The following is a 19,231-nucleotide window of genomic DNA, read 5'->3' as shown; positions in this document are numbered from 1 at the left end:
CCACCCAATCGCCATGCGCCTTTTTCACCTGGCCTTTCTGGGTCTGATTCTCATCTGCACATCGGTCTCCCTTGCTGCCGACCGGCTTCCGTCCGACGTCTATCGCTCCGTGGTCCGGATCGAGGCTGCCGTGCAGATCCCCGACTACGCGACCCCATGGAACAGCGGTCGCTTCAGCGGTGGGATCGGAACCGGTTTCCTCATCGGCGAAAACAAGATCCTGACCAACGCGCACGTCGTCTCGAACGCAAGGCGTCTGCTCATCACGGTGCACGGCAGCCCGATCAAGTACCCAGCGAAGGTCGACTTCATCGCCCACGACTGCGACCTTGCCCTACTCTCGGTCGAAGACTTCAGCGACTTCAAGGGCTTCCCCGTATTCGAGATCGGAGGAGTCCCTGAACTCGAGAGTCAGGTCCGGGTCATCGGTTACCCCATCGGAGGCCAACGCCTGTCGGTCACCCGTGGCGTGGTCTCCCGGATCGATTTTTCCAGCTACTCGCACTCACGGGCCGATCAGCATCTGGTCATCCAGATCGATGCCGCGATCAACCCCGGCAATTCCGGCGGGCCGGTGCTTCAGGATGGCAAGGCGATCGGCGTGGCATTCCAAGGCCGACGCGATGCCGACAACACCGGATACATCATCCCCACACCCGTCATCCGACGCTTCCTCAAGGACGTTGAAGACGGGCGTTACGACCACTACGTCGACCTCGCTGTGGCCACCTTTCCACTCTACAACGCAGCCATGCGTGAGGCCCTGAAGATGCCTGACGATGGCAATGGAGTGCTTGTCAGCAACGTCATCTCGAATGGTTCCTGCGACGGCATCCTGAAACCCCGGGATATTCTCGTCAGCATCGACGGAAACCCGATCGACAGCGCGGGGCAGATCCTGATCGATGGATCAAAGGTCGATCTGAACGAGATCGTCGAACGCAAATTTGCCGGAGACACCGTGGAGCTCCGCTACCGTTCCGGCGGGACCTGGCACGACCGGGAGGTGGAGCTGAAGCCGCTCCCCCAGAACCGCATGTATGCGATTCAGTACGAGAAGAAGCCCCGCTACATCGTGTTTGCGGGCCTTGTTTTCCAGCCCCTCGATACCAACCTGTTCGCGACCGCCAACTTCTCGGACCTGCACGTCCGGCGGCTCTATCAGGATTACCTTCCGAAAGGAATCTTCAAGGAGCGGAAGGACATCCTGGTGCTCACGCGCATCGAGAGTGATCCGATCAACAGCCAGCTGAGTGGTTTCACCGGGAAGGCGGTCGACAAGATCAACGGGGTGAAGATCCACGACATCAAACAAGCAGCGGAGTTGCTCAACCCCGAGACCCCTCCTGAGTTTCACGTCATCGAACTACTAGGCGCCCGTCGACCCATCATCATTCCCGGAGCCGATGTGGCTGCAGCGAACGAGCGGGTACAACGCACCTACGCCATCGAGCAACTTTCCAACCTCGAGGAATAACCCCCAGCCACCTCGTCCATGTTTCGCCTTCTATTTTTCCTGCCCTGCCTCCTTTTGCTCCAGTGCAAACCCCGGACAGAAGCTCCCGCGGCCCCAATCGCCCCCCAGACAGAGGGAACCTCTGACACCCTTTCGGAAGTCGTGTCCAGCGATCCCACCCAGTCGGTGGTCCGGATCACAGCAACCCGTCAGCGCTGGAACCCCGGCCAACCTTGGGAGAAGCAGGCGCCGCGCAAACGGCGTTCGCTTGGCGCCATTGTCGACGGTCCTCGCGTCATCACCACCGCTGAGATGGTGGCCGATGCCACATTCATCGAACTCGAGACCACCGACGGACTGAAACGGGCGAACGCGACGGTCATAGCCGTCGATTACGAAGCCAACCTCGCCTTGCTCAAAGTCAATGAACAGGAGGCCGATGACTTTTTCCAGGAGCTGGAGCCCCTGAAGATCGCAGAGGTGCCCGGCCCCGGCGATACCCTCGAAATCCTTCAGGTCGAAGACAATGGCAACTCGATCACGACCCGCGGCCCGATCCAGAGCGTCGATGTCGTCTCGAACTTCCTGCCGGCCCACTTCTTCCTGACCTATGAGGTCAAGGCGTCGATGCAGAGTGCCGCGAGCAGTTTCACCCTTCCCGTGCTCTTCGATGGCGCCCTTGCCGGTTTGCTGACCAGTTACAACTCCAAGGACCAACTCAGCGACGTGAGCTCAACGGAGATTCTGCAGCAGTTTCTCAAGGACGCGTCGGATGGAGAGTATGAGGGATTCCCTTCCTTGGGGATCAGCACGGCCTCCACCGAGGACTCCAACTTCCGCGCCTACCTCAAGCTCCCTGATGAAGTCGGCGGTATCTACATCTCGAAGGTCCGCAAGGATGGTTCGGCCGACAAGGCGGGCATCAAGACCGGCGATGTCATCACCGCGATCGATGCTTTGCCAATCGATCGACTGGGATACTTCGATCACGAGATTTACGGTCGACTCTTCTGGAGCCACCTTGTCCGAGGTTCGAAAGCCATCGGAGAATCCGCCACCTTGGAAGTTCTTCGCGAGGGTGAACCTCTGACCGTCGAAGTGCCCCTTGAACGCTTGGAGATCAGCGACCAGTTGGTCCCCTCTTACGCGTTTGGGACCCCACCGAATTACCTCATCAAGGGAGGGCTGCTTTTTCAGGAACTCTCCCAGCCCCTGCTCGAGGCATTCGGAGAGGAATGGCGTAGCCGGGCACCGTTGAACCTTCTTGATGCCTGGGAGAACCCAACGGCCTACGAGGAAGACTACGACCGCATCGTGTTCCTTTCCGGTGTGATCGCGACCCCGGCAACGGTGGGTTACGAATCGCTGCGGAACATGATCGTGTCCGAGGTCAATGGCACTCCCATCCGCAGCATGAGTTCATTGGTTGCGGCTTTCGACAACCCACCTGCAGACGGCCTGCACTCGATCCGCTTCAGGGATGAGGAAATCCTGATCTATCTCGATGAGGTGACGTCCACCGCTGTCGATGGTGAGCTCATGCAGCGCGGCATCAGCCGCCTCCACCGGGCCGACCATTGACCGGGATCCTGTCCGCTCCGTTCAGCGACTGAGATCGCCTTGGAACACCAGCTTGAAGCCCGCTTGGTTCATCACCGAGATCGCGAAATCGTAGTCCTCGACATGCATTGCCAACTGGGCCTGACCCTTCGGCGAAGGCATCAGCGAGTAGGCGAAATCGATGTTGGTCTCCGCGACCATGAGGGTGTCCAACACCTGAAGAAGCCCTGGACCCGCCTCTTTCATCGCCACCACAACCAGTGAAGAGGTCGTGAAGGGAATCCCCTTCTCCACAAAAATCTGTTGAGCGAGATCCGGGTCTGTCACCACGAGTCGGGCAATTGTCGCGTCACGTGAATCCTGCACACTGATCCCGACCACTTCGATTGCGTTGTTGCGCAATAGCTTCGCCAGGGCGGCCAAAGCACCTGCCCGGTTCTGCAGGAGCACTGAGAACTGCGTGACCGGCTCTCCGGGTTCGAGGGTTTCAGGTTCAATCATGATTTCGGTTCATCCGCGTGGACCACGAAGGGGAAGCGTGGTGGTTTCGCCGGTCTGTAGATTCTCAACAACAATCTGATTCGGCCGGACATCGCCCACCAGATAGTCCTCTCCCGAAGCCGAACGGAATTGCTGCCCGGTCCGAGCAACGTAGTACTTGCCGCTCGAGGCATCCTCGACCAAGGCCACCGGGTCGTGAGCCAAGGCAGGTAATCCAACGACCAGGTCCCGCTCCACCCCGGTCTTGGAGTCCTTTACGGCAACCACCGATACTTCCACCGGTTCACCACCATCATTTTTTCCGCTCTGCATGCGCCGCGTGATGTGGACGATCTGAAGGCTCGACCCGGGAATCGTCGACCCCTGCTCGACCGTCACAGGATCACCTCCCGCCACGCGAACTTCTGCCGCATCAGCCGCCGTCGAGTCAACCCGTAGCGGAAGCTCCTTCTCGCGATAGGAACGCATCACGATCGGCACCTCCGCCTTCGTCGTTCCGTCGGGATTCCCGCCACTCTGGCTCCCAAGAGGTGAGGGCTGGGTAACCGCCCCGCCTGAAGTCTCGGATGGCTCCTTCACGCCGACCACCGCCCCTTCCAGCGCTTCGAGCGGTCCCCGGGAAGGATCCGAGGGCAAGGTGCCCAAAGCTCCCCCAGCTTCACCCGACGAGGGTGCACCTCCAGGCGCATCGCCTTGCGTTCCCGTCACGCCAGCACCCACATCCGTTGCCGCCAGTCCGGAATCCGTTGCTGGCCCGGTCGTTGCGTCGTCGCCCAGAGCAGCGACCGCTTCCGATTGATGCTCAACCATTTCCTGAACCATCTCCGCACCCAACTCGGCAGGTTCGCTCAACTCGAAATCCCCCGCGATCGGTTCATCTGCGAGGCGATCTGCAAGCTCCACATGCCCCGCTTCCCGCGCCAGATCCGAAGCAGTCCGGCCTTGGGAATCCATCCCGAAGCGATTGGCTCCGATCGCAAGCAGCATATCGGCGGCATCATCCTTGCCATTCTGGGCGGCCAGCATCAGCGGCGTTCGGCCATCATCAAGACGGGCATAAACACTCGCACCATAATTCGTCAGCTCATCGATGACCTCCGCTTCCCCGAGGATGGAGGCAACCAACAAGGCATCATCAAGATCCTCGCGAACGTAGGGAGCAAGTTCCGACACCATGTTCGCCCGCCCCTCGCGGACCGCGAGCATCAGTGGTTTATACATTTCCACATCCTTGGCCCGCGGGTCCGCCCCCTGGGCCAGCAGATGCCGCACCGTCGCCCCATCGGATCGAAGCACCGCTTCCATCAGCGGCGTCCGTCCTCCGAGATCCGCCACATCCACCGGCATCCCCTTGTCCAATAGAAACGCGATCGACTTGATCGCACCCGCGCCCGCTGCGGCATGCAGCGCCGTCTGCCCGGTAGCACTCTTCGTCTCCAAGGTCATTCCTCCCGCAAGCATCGCCTCAAGAGCTTTGGTGTCGTCACTTTCCGCCGCCCGGAACAATGCCTCAGGCGTCATCTCATACCCTGCCTCCTCGACGGCTTCGCGGCTTCCTGTACCAGGGTCCTTTTTACAAGACACCAGCACCAAGCATACTCCCAGTCCGGCCAAAAACAGTGCATTCACGCCGTCCCGATACTACACAAAGGTTAAACATTCAATCCTGAAGGTCCACGGGCTCCACAGCAACGATCCGACAGACCCCGTTGTCGATCTGGAAGCGCACATTCCGTCCACAGAGCAGCGCCCCATGAATCCTCCCAGGCTCAGCACGCCCTCCTGCCGGACGAGGATCGAGACTGAGCACCTCCTCAACCACCTGCCGCTCCCGCTCTCCCATACCTTTCAAATGCTCCAAGCCCTCCACTTGCAACCGGTTGGGCGCCTTGTCCGCATACCCGCCGAACGCGCCGTCCGGGGCCTCCGCATAGGGCAGATACGGCTTCACATCGAAAACCGGAGTGCCGTCGACCAGATCCACACCGCCGAGGTGCAGCACGGTCTCGCCAGCCACCCACTCCACCCGCTCCAACTTGACCAGGGACAACCCGAGCCCGTTCGGCCGGAAAGTCGAGCGACTCCCCAGCACCCCGACCTTCTGATTCCCACCAAGCCGGGGCGGTCTCACGGTCGGTGACCATCCGCGGTCGACCGTCAGATGGAACTGAAAGATCAACCAAACGTGCGAGAACCCCTCCAGTCCTCGCACCAGATCCGGATCCTGATAGCCGTCGAGAAATTCTAGCCGGCCCCAGGCCGACGGGCACAAGCCGGGCTGCCGTGGCACTGCGAACTTTTCGCCGAAGCAGGTCCGCAGGCGACCGATGGGTTCTATCTGCACACCGGAAGCCTGACCAAGACGGAGCCCAGTGCCAAGAAATCAGGAGGTCGCCTTGGCCCACCCGACCGTGGCATCCACCAATCCCGGAATGTCGTGCGGATCCGCTTCGAATGCCGGTTCCACCCCATGGGCACGCAGCGCCTTGCTGGTCACCGGACCGATGCTCCCAGCAGCACAGCCGTCGGGCCACTCGAGCCCCAGCTTGAAGAAATTCTCCACCGTCGAAGCTGAGGTGAACGTGATCAGGTCCGCACCGTCGGATTCCAACTGCGCCGCCGCGCCGGTCGGATCACTGGTCTCGGCGACCGTCTTGTAGGCCGGGCATTCGTCCACAATCGCCCCCTGCTCGATGAGCCCCTTGAAAATGACATCGCGCGCATCCTGAGCACGCACCCAGAGCACCGTCAGGTTCTCGATCGAGTGTTCCTTGAACGCCTCCACCAGCCCCTCGGCCACGAACTCCTTGGGCAACAGGTCCACCGCAAAACGGTATTCCTTCAACTTCGCGGCCGTTCCCTGGCCAATCACGGCGATCTTCGGATTTCCCAAGCTACGAGCATCCTCGTAGATCGAGAAGAAGGCATCGAAGAACCGCTCCACGCCATTCGGACTGGAGAAGACCAGCCAATCATACTCGTGGGCGTGTGCCACCCCCTCGGCAAAGGCATCCCGATCGTCAGGAGCCTCGACGCGGATGGTCGGCAACTCGATCACATCCGCCCCCTGATCGCCCAAGGCCCGACTGAGAGCCCCCGCCTGAGCCCGCGTGCGCGTCACCACCACCCGCTTGCCGAACAAGGGACGCTCCTCAAACCAGTTGATGTGGGCCCGCTCGCGGACCACATCCCCGATGACCGCAACCGCAGGGCTCTTGAAATCAGCCTTTTCCGCAATGTCGGCAATCGTTCCCAAAGTGCCTTCAATCGTCTTCTGCCGACCCGTCGTCGCCCACCGAACCAAGGCGATCGGAGTCTCATCGGATGCCCCTTCGGCGATCAGCGATTCGGCGATCGAGCGCAGGCGCGCCACACCCATCAGGAACACCTTCGTCCCGGGAGCCGCCGCGATCTTCCCGTAGTCAATCGAGCTCTCCCCCTTCGTAGGGTCCTCGTGCCCGGTGAAAATGGTCAGTTGCGAGCAGTGGTCGCGGTGCGTCACCGGGATCCCGGCATAGGCCGGCCCGGCAATCGACGAGCTGATGCCCGGTACGATCTCGAATCTCACGCCGGCCTCAGCGAGCTCACGCGCTTCTTCTCCTCCTCGACCAAAGATCAGCGGATCCCCACCCTTCAACCTCACCACCTTCTTGCCATCCTGGGTGCGCTCGACAATCAGCGCATTGATTTCGTCCTGAGGCATTGCATGATTCTTCGCCCGCTTGCCGACGAAAACCTTCTCTGCCTCCGGCTTGGCCCACTCCAGGATCCGAGCACTACTAAGAGCATCGTAAATCAGGACGTCAGCCTCTTCCACACACTGCTTGGCGCGCAGCGTCATCAACCCTAGGTCACCCGGACCCGCCCCCACCAAATAACAGATTCCTTCAGCTTTCATACCAGTGATTCAAATAGATTCCTTGCCACCTCCAGAGGCTCCTCCCCCACCGCCTTCGCGGTCCTCGGTTCCCCACCTTCATCGGGGAAAACCCGCGCCTCCATCGTCAGACGATCGCCATCCAAAATGCTGAAGACACCCACCGGCGTGTGGCAACCACCATCGAGCAAACGCAGGAACTCCCTCTCCGCACGGGCCTGGAGGAATGTCCCGGCATGCAGGATGGATTCAACCATCGCGCGGGCTTCTTCATCGTCCTTGCGGATCTCGAAACCAATTGCTCCCTGACCCGCCGCCGGGAAGAACTCGGTCACCTCCAGAGGCGAAAAATAGACCTTCCCACCGCGAACTTCGGCAGGTTCATCCATCGAATGCCCCAGTCTCACGAGACCGGCTTCGGCCAGCATGATCGCATCGCAGTCACCCCGAGCGACCTTCTTGAGCCGGGTGGGAACATTCCCCCGGAGATCAACCACCTTCAGGTCCGGACGGAGCCATTGAAGCTGCTTCGCCCTCCTCACGCTGCTGGTTCCCACGGTCGCCCCTTCAGGAAGGGCATCCAACCCGCCCTCGGCCCGTGTGATCAGGACATCACGGACAGGCGCCCGCTCCAGCGTCCCGGCAATCTCGAACTCCGGCGCCAGCACGGTGGGCACATCCTTGAGGGAATGGACGGCGATATCGATCACACCGTCGGACAAGGCCGTCTCCAACTCCTTGGTGAACACCCCCTTGTCGAGCACTCCCTCAACTTTTGCCACCTGACTCAGGGCCACGTCGGTCCGGCGGTCACCCGTCGTCCTGATGACCTCCCTCACAAGCTCGATCCCGGGATGTGCCACCCTCAGCGCATCCTCCGTCGCGCCCGCCTGATAGAGTGCGAGCGCACTTCCCCGTGTTCCGATCTTGATGGTTGGAGCGTTCATGTCCCTGGTAGGTTCAGCTTCGCAAGTTCCTCCTCGATGAGCCGCTTGCACTCTTCAATCTGTCGTTCGCGACGGCTGCGGGCCTCCGCCGCCAGTTGCTCCAAGGTGTCGATATCGTAGAGATAGACCTCCTCGATCTCGCCGACCGCTGGATCAATGTCACGCGGCACCGCAATGTCGATGAGGAACAAGGGACGGTATTTCCTGACACGTCGCACTGCTTCCACATGGAACGGCATCACCACCGGATGGGGAGCACTGGTCGATGAAATCACCACATCGACCCCAGCCAACACACCCTGCCACTCATCGAAATGAACGGCCCGTCCACCCATTTCCTCGGCGAGTTCCTCCGCGCGATCAAACGAGCGGTTCGTGACGAACACGCTCGATGCTCCTCGCGACACCAGCGCCTGTGCCGTCTGCCGGCTCATCTCACCCGCACCGATGACGATCACCCGGCAGCCCTTGAGCTTGCCGAAGATCTTCTCCGCAAGTTCGACCGCCGACCCGGCCACGGAAGTCGCTCCCTCCTGGATCGAGGTCTCGGTGCGGATCTTCTTACCGACACCGAACGCACGCTGAAACAAGCGATTCAGGACACCCGAAGTCGCGCCCGCCGCGTGTGCCAGACGGTAGGCCTCCTTGATCTGTCCGAAAATTTCCGTCTCTCCGAGCACCATCGAATCCAGCCCGCTGGCAACCTCACACAGGTGCCTCGCCGCCTCGAGCCGCCGCTTCTCATACCAATGCTCGCTGGCCACTTCTCCGATCACCGAGCGGATGCTCCGGACCGCTTCGTCACCACATTCCCCCGCCAGATAGAACTCGGTCCGGTTGCAGGTTGAAACCACCACCGTCTCCTCGATCCCCGGCAATTCCCGTAGTTTCGAAGCACGCTCACCAAGCTGGCTCGACAGGACCGCGAACTGCTCGCGCACTTCCACCGGAGCGCTTCGATGATTCAGTCCCAGACAAACGAGTTCCATTAGATGAACACAAAGACGGAGAGTGAAACAATGAAGAGTCCCACGGCACCGATCGAGAGGTGCCGGCCTGCAAGCCCCCGAAACTGCGCCACACCTATCAGCAGGGCGTAGCCGAGCCACACACCCAGCGCCGCCAGCAGGTGGAGATGCACGTCCTGCCCATGAGGCATCCGGAAGCCGGCGACGATCCCGACGGACATCACCAGCCATCCCGCCCACAGCAATCTACGAATGGAAATCAGCAGTTCCCGAATCGGCGGCAGGTTCCTGAACAGTCCACTGGTCAGATGGTGGTCCTTCAGCTGCTTGTCGAGCACCAGAAACATCACCGCCGCCACCGCCGCAAGGGCCAACCCACCATATCCGAGAACCGACATCGCGGAGTGGGTTTCCTGCCAACCGTTCGTCCCCTCGACGCGCTGCGGGTCATTCACCCACATCCCCGGAGCAAGCGCACCTACCAGGAAGGCCGTAACCAATGGGGCGGAGAACACACCCAATAAGGAAAGCCGATAAGTGGGCCCGATCACGAGATAGAAAAGGGTCAAGGACCAGGCGAGAAACGCCAGAATCTCACCACTACCTACCAAAGGACAGGCTCCTCGTGCCTCTCCGCGCACCCACAAAAAGCCGCTCAGGCACACAAATCCCAGAGCCATCCAAGCGAGGGTCCAGCGACTCCGCCGCCCATGCTTGAGCGTGAGCATCCCCATCACGCCGCCGAACGCCGTAAATAGAGCAGCCAGAATGAGAAACCAACGGTCCACGCCCCCTCCCATGCCCTCCTTAGAGACTTCGCGCAAGTCTGGGCATTGTGCCCACGAGGCTTACTCGACGATAAACCAAGGATTCAGCAGGTTTTCCTTGTTGTAGACGAGCGGTTCACCCGTTTCGGCGATATTCACCTGACGGCCGGCACCGAGCACCACGGCGTGGGCCGCTCCCGTGTCCCATTCCATCGTCGGACCGAAGCGTGGATACACATCCGCCTTCCCTTCCGCCACCAGACACAGCTTCAGCGAGCTGCCCGCCGAGAGGAATTCGACCTCCTTGCCCTTCCCGCGCAGGTCTTCGACGAAATCGGTGACTTCCTGGGTCAAATGCGAACGGCTCGCCACCACTGTAATCCTGTCCAGCTCCCGGAAATGCGGACGAGCGGATTGATCCAGCGTCACCACCTTGCCGTCCTTCTCACGCAGGAATGCTCCCAGTTCCGGCCCACCGAAGAAGATCACCCCTTCGGTCGGACGAGCCACACCACCGAAGACCGGCACCCCATTCTCGACGAGCGCGATATTCACCGTGAACTCACCATTGCGCTTGATGAACTCCTTCGTCCCATCGACGGGGTCGACCAACCAGAACCTCTCCCAGCACGAACGATCCGCGTATGGCACCTCCTTGGACTCCTCGGACAGCACCGGGATGTCCGGATAACGCTCGGTCAACCGCGCCACGATCACTTCATTGGCGCGCCGATCCGCTTCCGTCAGCGGCGAATCATCCGCCTTGTGCTCTACACCGAAGTCGTCGCGTTCATAAACTTCGAGGATCTCTCGCGAGGCTTCATCCAGGATCTCGAGAACGACGGCGGGCTCAATCGGCAGCGACATGATCGAAACCTGCCGCTCAGCGCGCTCCGGTGTCAACTCCCACCCGGTTCAGTCTTCCTCATCCCAGAGGTAGGCGGAAATCTCACCCTCACCCTGATACATCAGCAAAACCGATCCCTCCGAACCGATCTCGCGAAACAAACTGCGCATGAACTCTTCCTCATCCGGCCACGGATACACGAAGAACAGGTCCACCTCCGCCGGGTCGAGTCCATCATACATCGGCGCCATCGCCCCTTGCCCTCGGCCCGTGCCGGGCACGACCAGATCCTTCCCGCCCATGCCCTCACACGATTCGAAACCCTCGGGAAGGTAGCTGTCGTTGAGGATCTCCACATCCAGCCCGAGATCGTGCATCAGTTGCGTCGCCCGATTCGCCAGCTCTTCCTCCCACTCGATCCCGGTCGCATCCATGCCGAGCAGGCACGCCAGACCCGACGCGATCCCGAACCCGCATCCCAGCTCGCAGAATTTCTTCCCACGAAGTTGCTTCGACTCGATCAGGAAGACCATCGACCGATAGACCACCACCGGATCACTTGGGACGTAGCGGTAGAAGCGCGGTCCCAGTCCAGCCTCATAAAACGCGTCCGCCCGCTTCTCCGATTCATCCAGTAAATCGTGGACCTCGTCAGGCAGTTCATCCTCCTGGACTTTGAGCGGGATTTCTTCGAGCAGCATGAAACTCAGTCCATTCCACGCTGCGCGATCACCCCATCACAAGCACCTTTCCCGAAGAAATCCGTAAATGACACCATTCTCCCGCTAGACTCGCGGCCCAAGCATGCGTATCCACCGCCATGATTCGCTGGTTTGCGCGCAACTCGATTGCTGCCAACTTCCTCATGCTCGGCATCGTGCTGGTTGGCATTTGGTCGTACATGACCCGCGTCCCCCTCGAGGTTCAGCCCTCGATCCAATTCAACCAGGTCAGGGTCAACGTGGAATACCGTGGCGGAAGCCCGGAGGATGTCGAACGCGCCGTGGTAATCCCCGTCGAGCTGGCACTCGAGGGACTTCCCGGTGTGAAATCCATCGAATCCGAAGCGCGCGCCGGCTCGGGCGAGATCGAGATCAACGCCAAGGATTCCGTCGATCCCCGCGAACTGCTCGAAGAGGTCCGCCAACGCGTTGACCGCATCTCCACCTTCCCGGCCGAGACCGAGCCGCCACGGGTCTACGTTCCAGACAGCTCGAAATGGTTCGACGTCATCAAGATCGCCGTCACCGGCGACATGGAGGAACCCGATCTCGTCCGGGCCGCCCGACGAATCCGCGATGACCTTCAGGAAATGTCTGGCATTTCCCAGTCCATGATCCAGGGCGAAACCCGTCAGGAAATCAGCATCGAGCCCGACCTCCCGCGTCTCCGCGACTACGGCATGAGCTTCACGGACCTGGCCGATGCCGTTCGCCGCTCGTCCATCGACATGCCGGCCGGGCGTATCCAGACCGACGAAGGCAGCATGGTGATCCGCTCGAAGGGGCAGGCCTACTCGCAAGACGACTTCGCCAACATCGTCATCAAGAACCGCGAGGGTGCGGATGTCCGGCTCATCGACGTCGCGAAGATCAGCGACGGCTACGAGGAAAACCGCAAACTGATCCGCTTCAACGGCAAGCCATCCCTCCTCATCGAAGCCCTGCGGCTGAACGAGGAGAACGCCCTCGACATCGCCGACAAGGTGAAGGCCTACGTCGCCACCCAGCGCGAACGATTCCCGGAAGGCATCGAACTCTACACCTGGGACGATAGCTCGGTGGAACTCCGCGGCCGCCTCGGCACCCTGCTCGAGAGCATGCTCCAGGGCGGCGTGCTCGTCATCATCGTCCTCGGTCTGTTCCTCCGCCCATCGCTCGCCTTCTGGGTCGTTCTTGGCATCCCCGTCGCCTTTGCAGGTGGACTCGCTCTATTGCCAAACATGGGGCTGACGCTGAACACGATGAGCATCTTCGGGTTCATCATCGTCATCGGGCTCGTCGTCGACGATGCCATCGTGACCTCCGAACACGTCTACACCAAACTGCGCGACGGAGTCCCTCCCCTCGATGCCGCCGTGGACGGAGCCAAAGAAGTGGCCGTGCCCGTCACCTTCGGCGCTCTCACCACCATCGTCGCATTCATCCCGTTGATGACCTTCGAGGGATTCTACGGGAACTACACGAAACAGATCCCACCCGTAGTGGCTGCCGTGCTGATCTTCTCGCTCATCGAGACCAAGCTCGTGCTGCCCAGCCACCTCAGGCACATCAAGGTCAAGCGGAAGGGACTCAATCGATTCGCCCGGTTTCAGAAAACCATCGCCGACAGCCTCGAAACCTTCGTCCACCGCTTCTACCGTCCCTCACTGGCGGTTGCCACCGCCCATCGCTACACCACACTCGCCGTGTTCGCTGCCCTTGCCATGGGGTGCTTCGGTCTGGTTGCCAGCGGTCGACTCGGCTTCGTCAACATGCCATCCATCGACCGCAATCGGATCGTCGCCTCGGTCCGCATGCCTCGCGACACCCCTCTGGAGGTCACCCACCAGAAGGTGCTCCAGATCGAATCCCACCTCGATCAACTCAAGCAGGAGTTCGTCGATCCCGGCACCGGCAAGTCCTACATCGAGGACATCCTGACCAGCACCGGAGGTTGGTCCGGTCGACCCCATGCCAATCCACGCGAAGGATTCGTCGTCGTCTCCATTGTCGACCCCGGCCTGCGCACCGAGCCCGGCCCGAAGAACAGCGACATCGCGAAGCGCTGGAAGCAACTCGTCGGCGAAATCCCCGATGCCCAGTCCTTCTGGATTTCGGGCGATCAGGGTCGTGGCTTCGGCGGCGACAACGACATCGAATCCATCGAAATCGAAGTCCGTGGCCCGACGAACGAACTCAAGGAGCAGCTCAGCGACAAGATCGTCGAAGAACTCGAATCCTACGAAGGCATCTCCAGTGCCTGGAGCAACACCGGACGCACCCAGAAGGAGGTCCACCTGAGCCTAAAACCGGAAGGCGAACTCCTCGGCCTGACCCAGCGGGAACTCGGACGGCAGGTCCGCAGTGCCTTCTTCGGCGAACAGGCCCAGCGGGTGCAGCGCGGGCGCGACGACATCCGCGTCATGATCCGGCTGCCCCTCGAGCAGCGACAATCCCTTCACACCCTGGAACTCCTGCGCATCCGCACTCCCGATGGCGGCCAGGCACCACTGCGCAGTGTCGCCAATGTCACCATGGAACCCGCCCGTGCGGACATCGACCGCATCGACGGCGCCCAGGTGACCACCGTCGCCGCCCGTCCCGTGGACGAAACCGTCAACGTCATCAACATCGCCAAATCGATCCGACCCCGTATCGACGCGATCTTGAATGAATACCCGGACTACTCATGGCGATTCGACGGATACGTACGCGAGCACGAGGAAACCGGAAACCGCATCTGGTTCACGGGCGGCGCCCTGTTCCTCGCCCTCTACGCCCTCCTTGCCATCCCGTTCCGATCCCTCACCCAGCCCTTCGTCGTCCTGATGGCCGTCCCATTCGGGATCATCGGCGCGTTAGCCGGCCACCTGATTCTCGACCTCACCCCGTCCTTCCTCTCCATCTTCGGCATGCTCGCCCTCGCCGGCGTGGTCGTGAATGACTCCCTCGTGATGGTGGATTTCGCCAACCAAGCGCGGCGCAGAGGAGAAACCAGCATGGACGCCGTGATCCACTCCGGAACCCGACGATTCCGCCCGATCCTGCTCACTTCTCTCACCACCTTCGTCGGGCTCCTGCCCCTGATGCTGGATCGCTCGCTGCAAGCCCAGTTCCTCATTCCCATGGCGGTGTCGCTCGGTTTCGGCATCCTGTTTGCCACCTTCATCACCCTCTATCTGATCCCCTCCGGCTATCTGGTGACCGAGGACATCATCGGCCTCGCAAAACGAGCCAAGCGCTGGTTTTTCAGACCCTTCAGTGGTGAGCAAAGCGCGCCCGTGACGGGCCAAATTCGTCAGGAAAACTGAAACATTTCGCTGGCCTGAAGCGGGACGATTCACTAAAAGCTCCACACTGTCCCGCCTACCCTTCCCACAGGCATGCCACCCGCCACCGAGCACACCCACCACATTCGTATCCGCAATACTCAGCTTGAGATGGATCCCGACAGAACGGGCACCCCGCGCGACGACGTCGACGGGCAACTGCTCGTCGCGCAAACCCAGCTCGAGCAACTGCAAGCGCAGCGCGAAGAGCTTGAGCGCCTGAAGCAGGAGACCGAGCAGCTCAATCACCGCAAGCGGGGCCTGATCTCATCCCAGGTGGAAATGACGGAGCGCCTCTCGTCCTCGACCACCCTGATCGAGCGGGAGATCTTCGAAATGCGCCAGGAGATCGAAGATCTCGAGCAGTGCCGCACGTGTTTCGCCGGCCACCTTTCCAAGATCGAAAAACTCAATCCCGAGGGATGGTCGCGTGAGCAACTCCCCGACCAACTCGATCGCGCCCTGGCCATCGTCGAGCACGCCGAGGACGAGTACAGCCAGGCAGCCGAACACTTCTCCCGGACCCGTAGCGCCTCGATCTTCTCAGGTGTCCGTCGCGCGAAGGGACCGAAGAGCGAGTTTACCCAGCAGCTCACACGAGGACTGGCATTCAACCTGCCAATCATCTCGCTCGGCTCGATCGCCCTGCTCGTTTACATCCTGAAGTAGTCTCACCATGCCCCGGTCCAGCAGCGCAGACGAGCCCGGGCTCGATGAGATTCTCAAGGCCCAGCAGGAACTCGACGAGAAGATTGCCGCGGCAGCCGCCGTTCCCGAGCAATTGGAGCTCGAGATGCGAGAAAAGGAAGCCACCATTCCCGCTCCGGACGACCTGGCCGAACGAGAGCGCCAGAAACGCTTCGAGGATCAAGCGACCCGGGGTCAGGTGAGGAACGAGCGAAGGACGCAGGGACGCAGCCTGTTTCTACTCCTGCTGCTCCTGCTCGCCACCGCCGCGATGATCTCGTGGATCGTGAAGCTCGCCGGGCAGTAGCACATCTTGGGCCCGGCAGCGGTCTCGGACCTGATTCACGGATACCCCATTCTCGTTCTTGCATTCTCGGCACTGCGCGAGAGCATGCCCCCAAGCCCACAAGGCACCACACACCTATGAAATCTCTCTTCGCAGCCTGGCTGCTTGCCGCAGCCATCCAGCCGGTCTTTTCCGAGATCACTCCATCTGCTGATATCGAGCTCGAGGATGTTGAGATCGGTGGATCCATGGACATCACCCCGTTCATTGATGTGCTGACCCTGCGCGGCACCCACACCCCGGGCATGAGCTTCAACGAACTGACTCGGGGTGAAATGGATTTCACCACCCTGAATACCTACGCGATCCTCGGAGTCGCCGGTGGCAAGGGCAGCAGCCTCACGTGGGTGCCAATGCTGAACTACACCTACAGTTCACTCGACGTCAGCCCACTGACTCCAGTGCCCGGCTTCGACGAGTCCCTGCACGAAATCACCCTGCCGAACTTCCTGCTCTACAACCGAAGCGGCTCGAAGTGGTTCCACGGCTTCTACAACAGTTTTGGTCTCCGCTCGGACCTCGGCAACGTTGACTCCCGCGACTTCTTCCTCTCCGCCGCCATCGGCTCCGGATACCAGTTCAATGAGAAGTTCGCTCTCGGATTCGGTGTCTATGCGAGCGACATCACCAATGACCCCTTCATCGTGCCTGCTCCGGTATTCGTCTGGATGCCGACAGAAGATTGGCTGATCTCCTACTACGGCCCGCGCTTCATCGTCCGCAAGGAGTTCGGCTCCGACATCCGCTTCGGTTTCGAAGCTGGCTGGAATGGCGGCAACTGGAATGTCGACAGCCCGATCGCCTCCCAGGATTCCCTGCGGGTCAACCTCAGCTCATTCCGCTTCGGCCTGTTCTACAAACAGCGCATCTACGGGAATTTCTGGGGAGAAGTCGGCGTGGGCTACACCGTTGGCAATGAACTCAAGGTGAACTCACCGGGGGGCCGCGACCTGTTTCCGTTCGCCTACGGCGAAGCGGACAGCGCGCCCTTCTTCTCACTCGGTCTCACGCTCAACCGCTGGTAGCCGCCCGCTACTCCGCCGTCGCGGCGAGGCGGTCCTTCAGTTCAGCCCACTGCTCGCGGCTCACGATGTAGCCGATGCACTCGCCACTGCCACAGCGGCACGGGTGATCTTCATAGCACTCGATGTCGAAGCCGTAGTCGAAGCTCAGCTCCTCGCCGGCCTTGATGTCCCTCAGGGCGTAAATGAAGATCCGCTTGCCGACGATCCAAGCCTCGCAGTTCGGATCGCAGGAGTGGTTGATGAGCCGGGCCGTATTCCACGGCACATTCCCATCGATGTCCCACTTCTTGTCGAGGGTGAAGATATAGACCGCGGCATCACCGGTCTTTTCAGCATGCTCATGCTGGGCCCACGCCCGGTTCTCGCTCTCGTCCTTGTCGATGAGCTCGCCGATGTACTCGATGATCTGCGTCTCAGCCTTGATGTCCTGCGTGGCATAGACCCCCTGCCCGTGAATCACGGAACCGCGGATCTCACACAGCTCACTCTGACCGCGCTCCCACAGCTCAGTGAGCTTCCGGCGCAGCTTGGCTTCCTTGATCAGTTTCTTCGATTTCTTACCCATGATCGATCGGTCGTGCTGGATATTGATGACTCACTTCACCTCTTCCCGCCGCACCGGCGGCAGCTCGAGGTTGGCCGGAAGGCTCGTGAACATGCCACGAAGGTCCGAGACCTTGACGTCGGACCCATTGATGAAGGTCCAGTCCAGTTTGTCCTTGTCCGCGATCGCGACCTGGAAGCCGTAGCTGTTGATCACCCGGGCCTTCGGCTGGTTGCCGGTCGTATCCATCACGCGGAGCTGGATCACGGTCGGAATCATCAGCAGCCACTTCGTGTAGATCGGCTTCAATTCGGTTGAGCCCTCACCCGGCCAGACTTCGTGGGCCTTCGGTGCACCCAAGGTCTTGAACGAAATGATGCTGAGACCATTTCGGGCCATCATGGCTCCAATCCCTTCCAAATCCTTCTCCAGCTTCTCGAGCCCTCCCTCCCGCTTGGCCATCCGCTGCTTCCACTGGGGATACATCTTCTCGATCGCCACCTTGTGCTCGCCGAGCACCACCTTCTTTCCCAAGTCCTCCACCGCCTGCACCGCGGAATTCACCACGGCCGGAGGCGCCACTGTGGAACCACTGGCACCCAAGGGCACCAACAACGAGAACCCGAAGAAACACCATTTGAGAAATGTCATGGCCCATGGATGACCCCGCTTGATTTCAACGTCAAGTGCTGCACCGGACGAGAATCATCCTTTTCCAAGCAAATGCGCTTGGCATTTCATCCCCATGTTTGCCAGCTTCTCTCCCCCATGGCAAAACAGGCTCTCGGTAAAGGACTCGGTGCATTGATCCGCAAACAAGGCGGCGGAGACTCCGAAGCAGCAGGTCCCGAGGGTGGCAGCGGACACGCTCGTGAGACACCGATCGATCAGGTCGTCCCCAGCCCGTTGCAGCCACGAACCCATTTCATCGAGAGCCCGCTGGACGAGCTCGTCGAATCCATCCGTCAGCACGGAATCATCCAACCGCTCATCGTCCGCAAGGTCGATGGCAAGTTCGAGCTGATCGCCGGTGAGCGCCGCTGGCGCGCATCGAAGAAGCTCGGCCTCACCACCGTGCCGGTCATCGAGCGGGAAGCCTCCGATCGCGATGTGCTCGAGATGGCCCTGATCGAGAACCTTCAGCGCGAAGACCTCAACCCGATCGAAGAAGCCGCCGGCTACGTCCGCCTTTCCAAGGAATTCTCCATGAAACAGGAGGAGATCGCCGGTCGCGTCGGCAAGTCCCGCGCCAGTGTGGCCAATGCCATGCGGCTCCTTGAGTTGCACAACGATGTTCAGGTGCTCGTCGCCCAGGGACGCCTCAGCGTCGGCCATGCCAAGGCCATCCTCTCGATCAAGGACAAGGACAGCCAATTGCTCGCCAGCGATCAGATCCTCAAGAAGTCGATGACCGTGCGGGCCGCCGAGCGGCTTGCCCATGAAATCGCCAACCCCGCCAAATCGAACAAGGCAGGTGCCGAAACCAAATCCGAGGCCGATGCCCACATCCGCTCTCTCCAGAGCCTTCTTCGCGACCACTTCGCCACCCACGTCCAGATCCACCACGGAACCAAGAAAGGCCGGATCGAAATGGAATACTACGGCAACGATGATCTCCAGCGGATCCTCGACTTGCTGGGCGTGAGCGTCGACTGAGCATCCTTCGCTTCAGACTC

At 60.7% G+C, this 19,231-nt stretch carries 18 protein-coding genes; 7 read left to right on the top strand and 11 right to left on the bottom strand.

The window, feature by feature from the left end:
- The first annotated feature begins 13 nt into the window (after positions 1–13).
- Together JIN81_RS03395 and JIN81_RS03390 are read left to right on the top strand one after the other, a co-directional pair.
- Positions 14–1,477, top strand: a complete 1,464-nt coding sequence (locus JIN81_RS03395) for a S1C family serine protease (RefSeq protein ID WP_200276359.1) — start codon at positions 14–16, stop codon at positions 1,475–1,477.
- A gap of 141 nt (positions 1,478–1,618) precedes the next feature.
- Entirely contained in the window at positions 1,619–3,037 is a 1,419-nt protein-coding gene (locus JIN81_RS03390) for a PDZ domain-containing protein (protein WP_200276357.1), read from the top strand.
- A 21-nt stretch (positions 3,038–3,058) separates the two neighbouring features.
- On the opposite strand, the gene JIN81_RS03385 is transcribed toward JIN81_RS03390, so the two are convergent.
- The 9 genes from JIN81_RS03385 to JIN81_RS03345 form a co-directional block, all read right to left on the bottom strand.
- Positions 3,059–3,517 (bottom strand): acetolactate synthase, encoded by a 459-nt coding sequence (locus JIN81_RS03385; RefSeq protein WP_200276355.1) that lies wholly within the window; start codon positions 3,515–3,517, stop codon positions 3,059–3,061.
- A 9-nt stretch (positions 3,518–3,526) separates the two neighbouring features.
- Positions 3,527–5,101 (bottom strand): ankyrin repeat domain-containing protein, encoded by a 1,575-nt coding sequence (locus JIN81_RS03380; RefSeq protein ID WP_200276353.1) that lies wholly within the window; start codon positions 5,099–5,101, stop codon positions 3,527–3,529.
- 76 nt (positions 5,102–5,177) lie between these two features.
- Positions 5,178–5,861, bottom strand: coding sequence for a tRNA (N6-threonylcarbamoyladenosine(37)-N6)-methyltransferase TrmO (gene tsaA / locus JIN81_RS19400; RefSeq protein WP_325100836.1), 684 nt, complete (start codon positions 5,859–5,861; stop codon positions 5,178–5,180).
- Between the two features lie 39 nt (positions 5,862–5,900).
- Complete coding sequence (gene cobA / locus JIN81_RS03370; RefSeq protein ID WP_200276351.1) at positions 5,901–7,415, bottom strand: uroporphyrinogen-III C-methyltransferase; 1,515 nt, start codon at positions 7,413–7,415, stop codon at positions 5,901–5,903.
- A complete protein-coding gene (gene hemC, locus JIN81_RS03365) occupies positions 7,412–8,341 on the bottom strand; it encodes a hydroxymethylbilane synthase (protein ID WP_200276349.1) in 930 nt (309 codons plus the stop codon). Before hemC ends, cobA begins: the two co-directional genes overlap by 4 nt.
- A complete protein-coding gene (gene hemA, locus JIN81_RS03360; protein ID WP_200276347.1) occupies positions 8,338–9,330 on the bottom strand; it encodes a glutamyl-tRNA reductase in 993 nt (330 codons plus the stop codon). The genes hemC and hemA overlap by 4 nt, the downstream gene beginning before the upstream one ends.
- The gene (ccsA, locus tag JIN81_RS03355) at positions 9,330–10,133 is read right to left on the bottom strand and encodes a cytochrome c biogenesis protein CcsA (RefSeq protein WP_200276345.1); all 804 of its coding nucleotides are present in this window, start codon (positions 10,131–10,133) and stop codon (positions 9,330–9,332) included. The genes hemA and ccsA overlap by 1 nt, the downstream gene beginning before the upstream one ends.
- Before the next feature lie 24 nt (positions 10,134–10,157).
- Positions 10,158–10,931: a 3'(2'),5'-bisphosphate nucleotidase CysQ gene (cysQ, locus tag JIN81_RS03350; protein WP_425498577.1), complete on the bottom strand. Its 774-nt coding sequence runs from the start codon at positions 10,929–10,931 to the stop codon at positions 10,158–10,160.
- A gap of 60 nt (positions 10,932–10,991) precedes the next feature.
- On the bottom strand, positions 10,992–11,624 hold the full coding sequence (locus JIN81_RS03345; protein ID WP_200276333.1) for a class I SAM-dependent methyltransferase: 633 nt from the start codon (positions 11,622–11,624) through the stop codon (positions 10,992–10,994).
- 119 nt (positions 11,625–11,743) lie between these two features.
- Here JIN81_RS03345 and JIN81_RS03340 point away from each other — a divergent pair, with 119 nt between their 5' ends.
- From JIN81_RS03340 to JIN81_RS03325, 4 genes are all read left to right on the top strand, one after another.
- Complete coding sequence (locus tag JIN81_RS03340) at positions 11,744–14,935, top strand: efflux RND transporter permease subunit (RefSeq protein WP_200276331.1); 3,192 nt, start codon at positions 11,744–11,746, stop codon at positions 14,933–14,935.
- Between the two features lie 72 nt (positions 14,936–15,007).
- A complete protein-coding gene (locus JIN81_RS03335) occupies positions 15,008–15,622 on the top strand; it encodes a hypothetical protein (RefSeq protein ID WP_200276329.1) in 615 nt (204 codons plus the stop codon).
- Between the two features lie 7 nt (positions 15,623–15,629).
- Positions 15,630–15,947, top strand: a complete 318-nt coding sequence (locus JIN81_RS03330) for a hypothetical protein (protein ID WP_200276327.1) — start codon at positions 15,630–15,632, stop codon at positions 15,945–15,947.
- 116 nt (positions 15,948–16,063) lie between these two features.
- Positions 16,064–17,011, top strand: a complete 948-nt coding sequence (locus tag JIN81_RS03325) for a DUF6268 family outer membrane beta-barrel protein (protein ID WP_200276325.1) — start codon at positions 16,064–16,066, stop codon at positions 17,009–17,011.
- Positions 17,012–17,018: 7 nt separating this feature from the next.
- Here JIN81_RS03325 and JIN81_RS03320 read toward each other — a convergent pair whose 3' ends face one another.
- The gene (locus tag JIN81_RS03320; protein ID WP_200276323.1) at positions 17,019–17,576 is read right to left on the bottom strand and encodes an SET domain-containing protein; all 558 of its coding nucleotides are present in this window, start codon (positions 17,574–17,576) and stop codon (positions 17,019–17,021) included.
- A gap of 30 nt (positions 17,577–17,606) precedes the next feature.
- Complete coding sequence (locus JIN81_RS03315; protein WP_200276315.1) at positions 17,607–18,206, bottom strand: hypothetical protein; 600 nt, start codon at positions 18,204–18,206, stop codon at positions 17,607–17,609.
- 117 nt (positions 18,207–18,323) lie between these two features.
- Here JIN81_RS03315 and JIN81_RS03310 point away from each other — a divergent pair, with 117 nt between their 5' ends.
- The gene (locus tag JIN81_RS03310; protein ID WP_200276312.1) at positions 18,324–19,211 is read left to right on the top strand and encodes a ParB/RepB/Spo0J family partition protein; all 888 of its coding nucleotides are present in this window, start codon (positions 18,324–18,326) and stop codon (positions 19,209–19,211) included.
- Positions 19,212–19,231: the final 20 nt, after the last annotated feature.

Origin of the sequence: Haloferula rosea, from assembly GCF_016595525.1 — a bacterium.
Lineage (GTDB): Bacteria > Verrucomicrobiota > Verrucomicrobiia > Verrucomicrobiales > Akkermansiaceae > Haloferula > Haloferula rosea.
Note: the sequence above shows the minus strand (reverse complement) of the source record. Positions and strands in the feature narration are given on the sequence as shown.

Bases quoted from the DNA above. Each gene is read 5' to 3' on its own strand.
- JIN81_RS03395 (WP_200276359.1), top strand. From the start codon at position 14: ATGCGCCTTTTTCACCTGGCCTTTCTGGGTCTGATTCTCATCTGCACA.
- JIN81_RS03385 (WP_200276355.1), bottom strand. From the start codon at position 3,517: ATGATTGAACCTGAAACCCTCGAACCCGGAGAGCCGGTCACGCAGTTC.
- cobA (WP_200276351.1), bottom strand. From the start codon at position 7,415: ATGAAAGCTGAAGGAATCTGTTATTTGGTGGGGGCGGGTCCGGGTGAC.
- hemC (WP_200276349.1), bottom strand. From the start codon at position 8,341: ATGAACGCTCCAACCATCAAGATCGGAACACGGGGAAGTGCGCTCGCA.
- hemA (WP_200276347.1), bottom strand. From the start codon at position 9,330: ATGGAACTCGTTTGTCTGGGACTGAATCATCGAAGCGCTCCGGTGGAA.
- JIN81_RS03345 (WP_200276333.1), bottom strand. From the start codon at position 11,624: ATGCTGCTCGAAGAAATCCCGCTCAAAGTCCAGGAGGATGAACTGCCT.
- JIN81_RS03340 (WP_200276331.1), top strand. From the start codon at position 11,744: ATGATTCGCTGGTTTGCGCGCAACTCGATTGCTGCCAACTTCCTCATG.
- JIN81_RS03335 (WP_200276329.1), top strand. From the start codon at position 15,008: ATGCCACCCGCCACCGAGCACACCCACCACATTCGTATCCGCAATACT.
- JIN81_RS03330 (WP_200276327.1), top strand. From the start codon at position 15,630: ATGCCCCGGTCCAGCAGCGCAGACGAGCCCGGGCTCGATGAGATTCTC.
- JIN81_RS03325 (WP_200276325.1), top strand. From the start codon at position 16,064: ATGAAATCTCTCTTCGCAGCCTGGCTGCTTGCCGCAGCCATCCAGCCG.
- JIN81_RS03320 (WP_200276323.1), bottom strand. From the start codon at position 17,576: ATGGGTAAGAAATCGAAGAAACTGATCAAGGAAGCCAAGCTGCGCCGG.
- JIN81_RS03315 (WP_200276315.1), bottom strand. From the start codon at position 18,206: ATGACATTTCTCAAATGGTGTTTCTTCGGGTTCTCGTTGTTGGTGCCC.
- JIN81_RS03310 (WP_200276312.1), top strand. From the start codon at position 18,324: ATGGCAAAACAGGCTCTCGGTAAAGGACTCGGTGCATTGATCCGCAAA.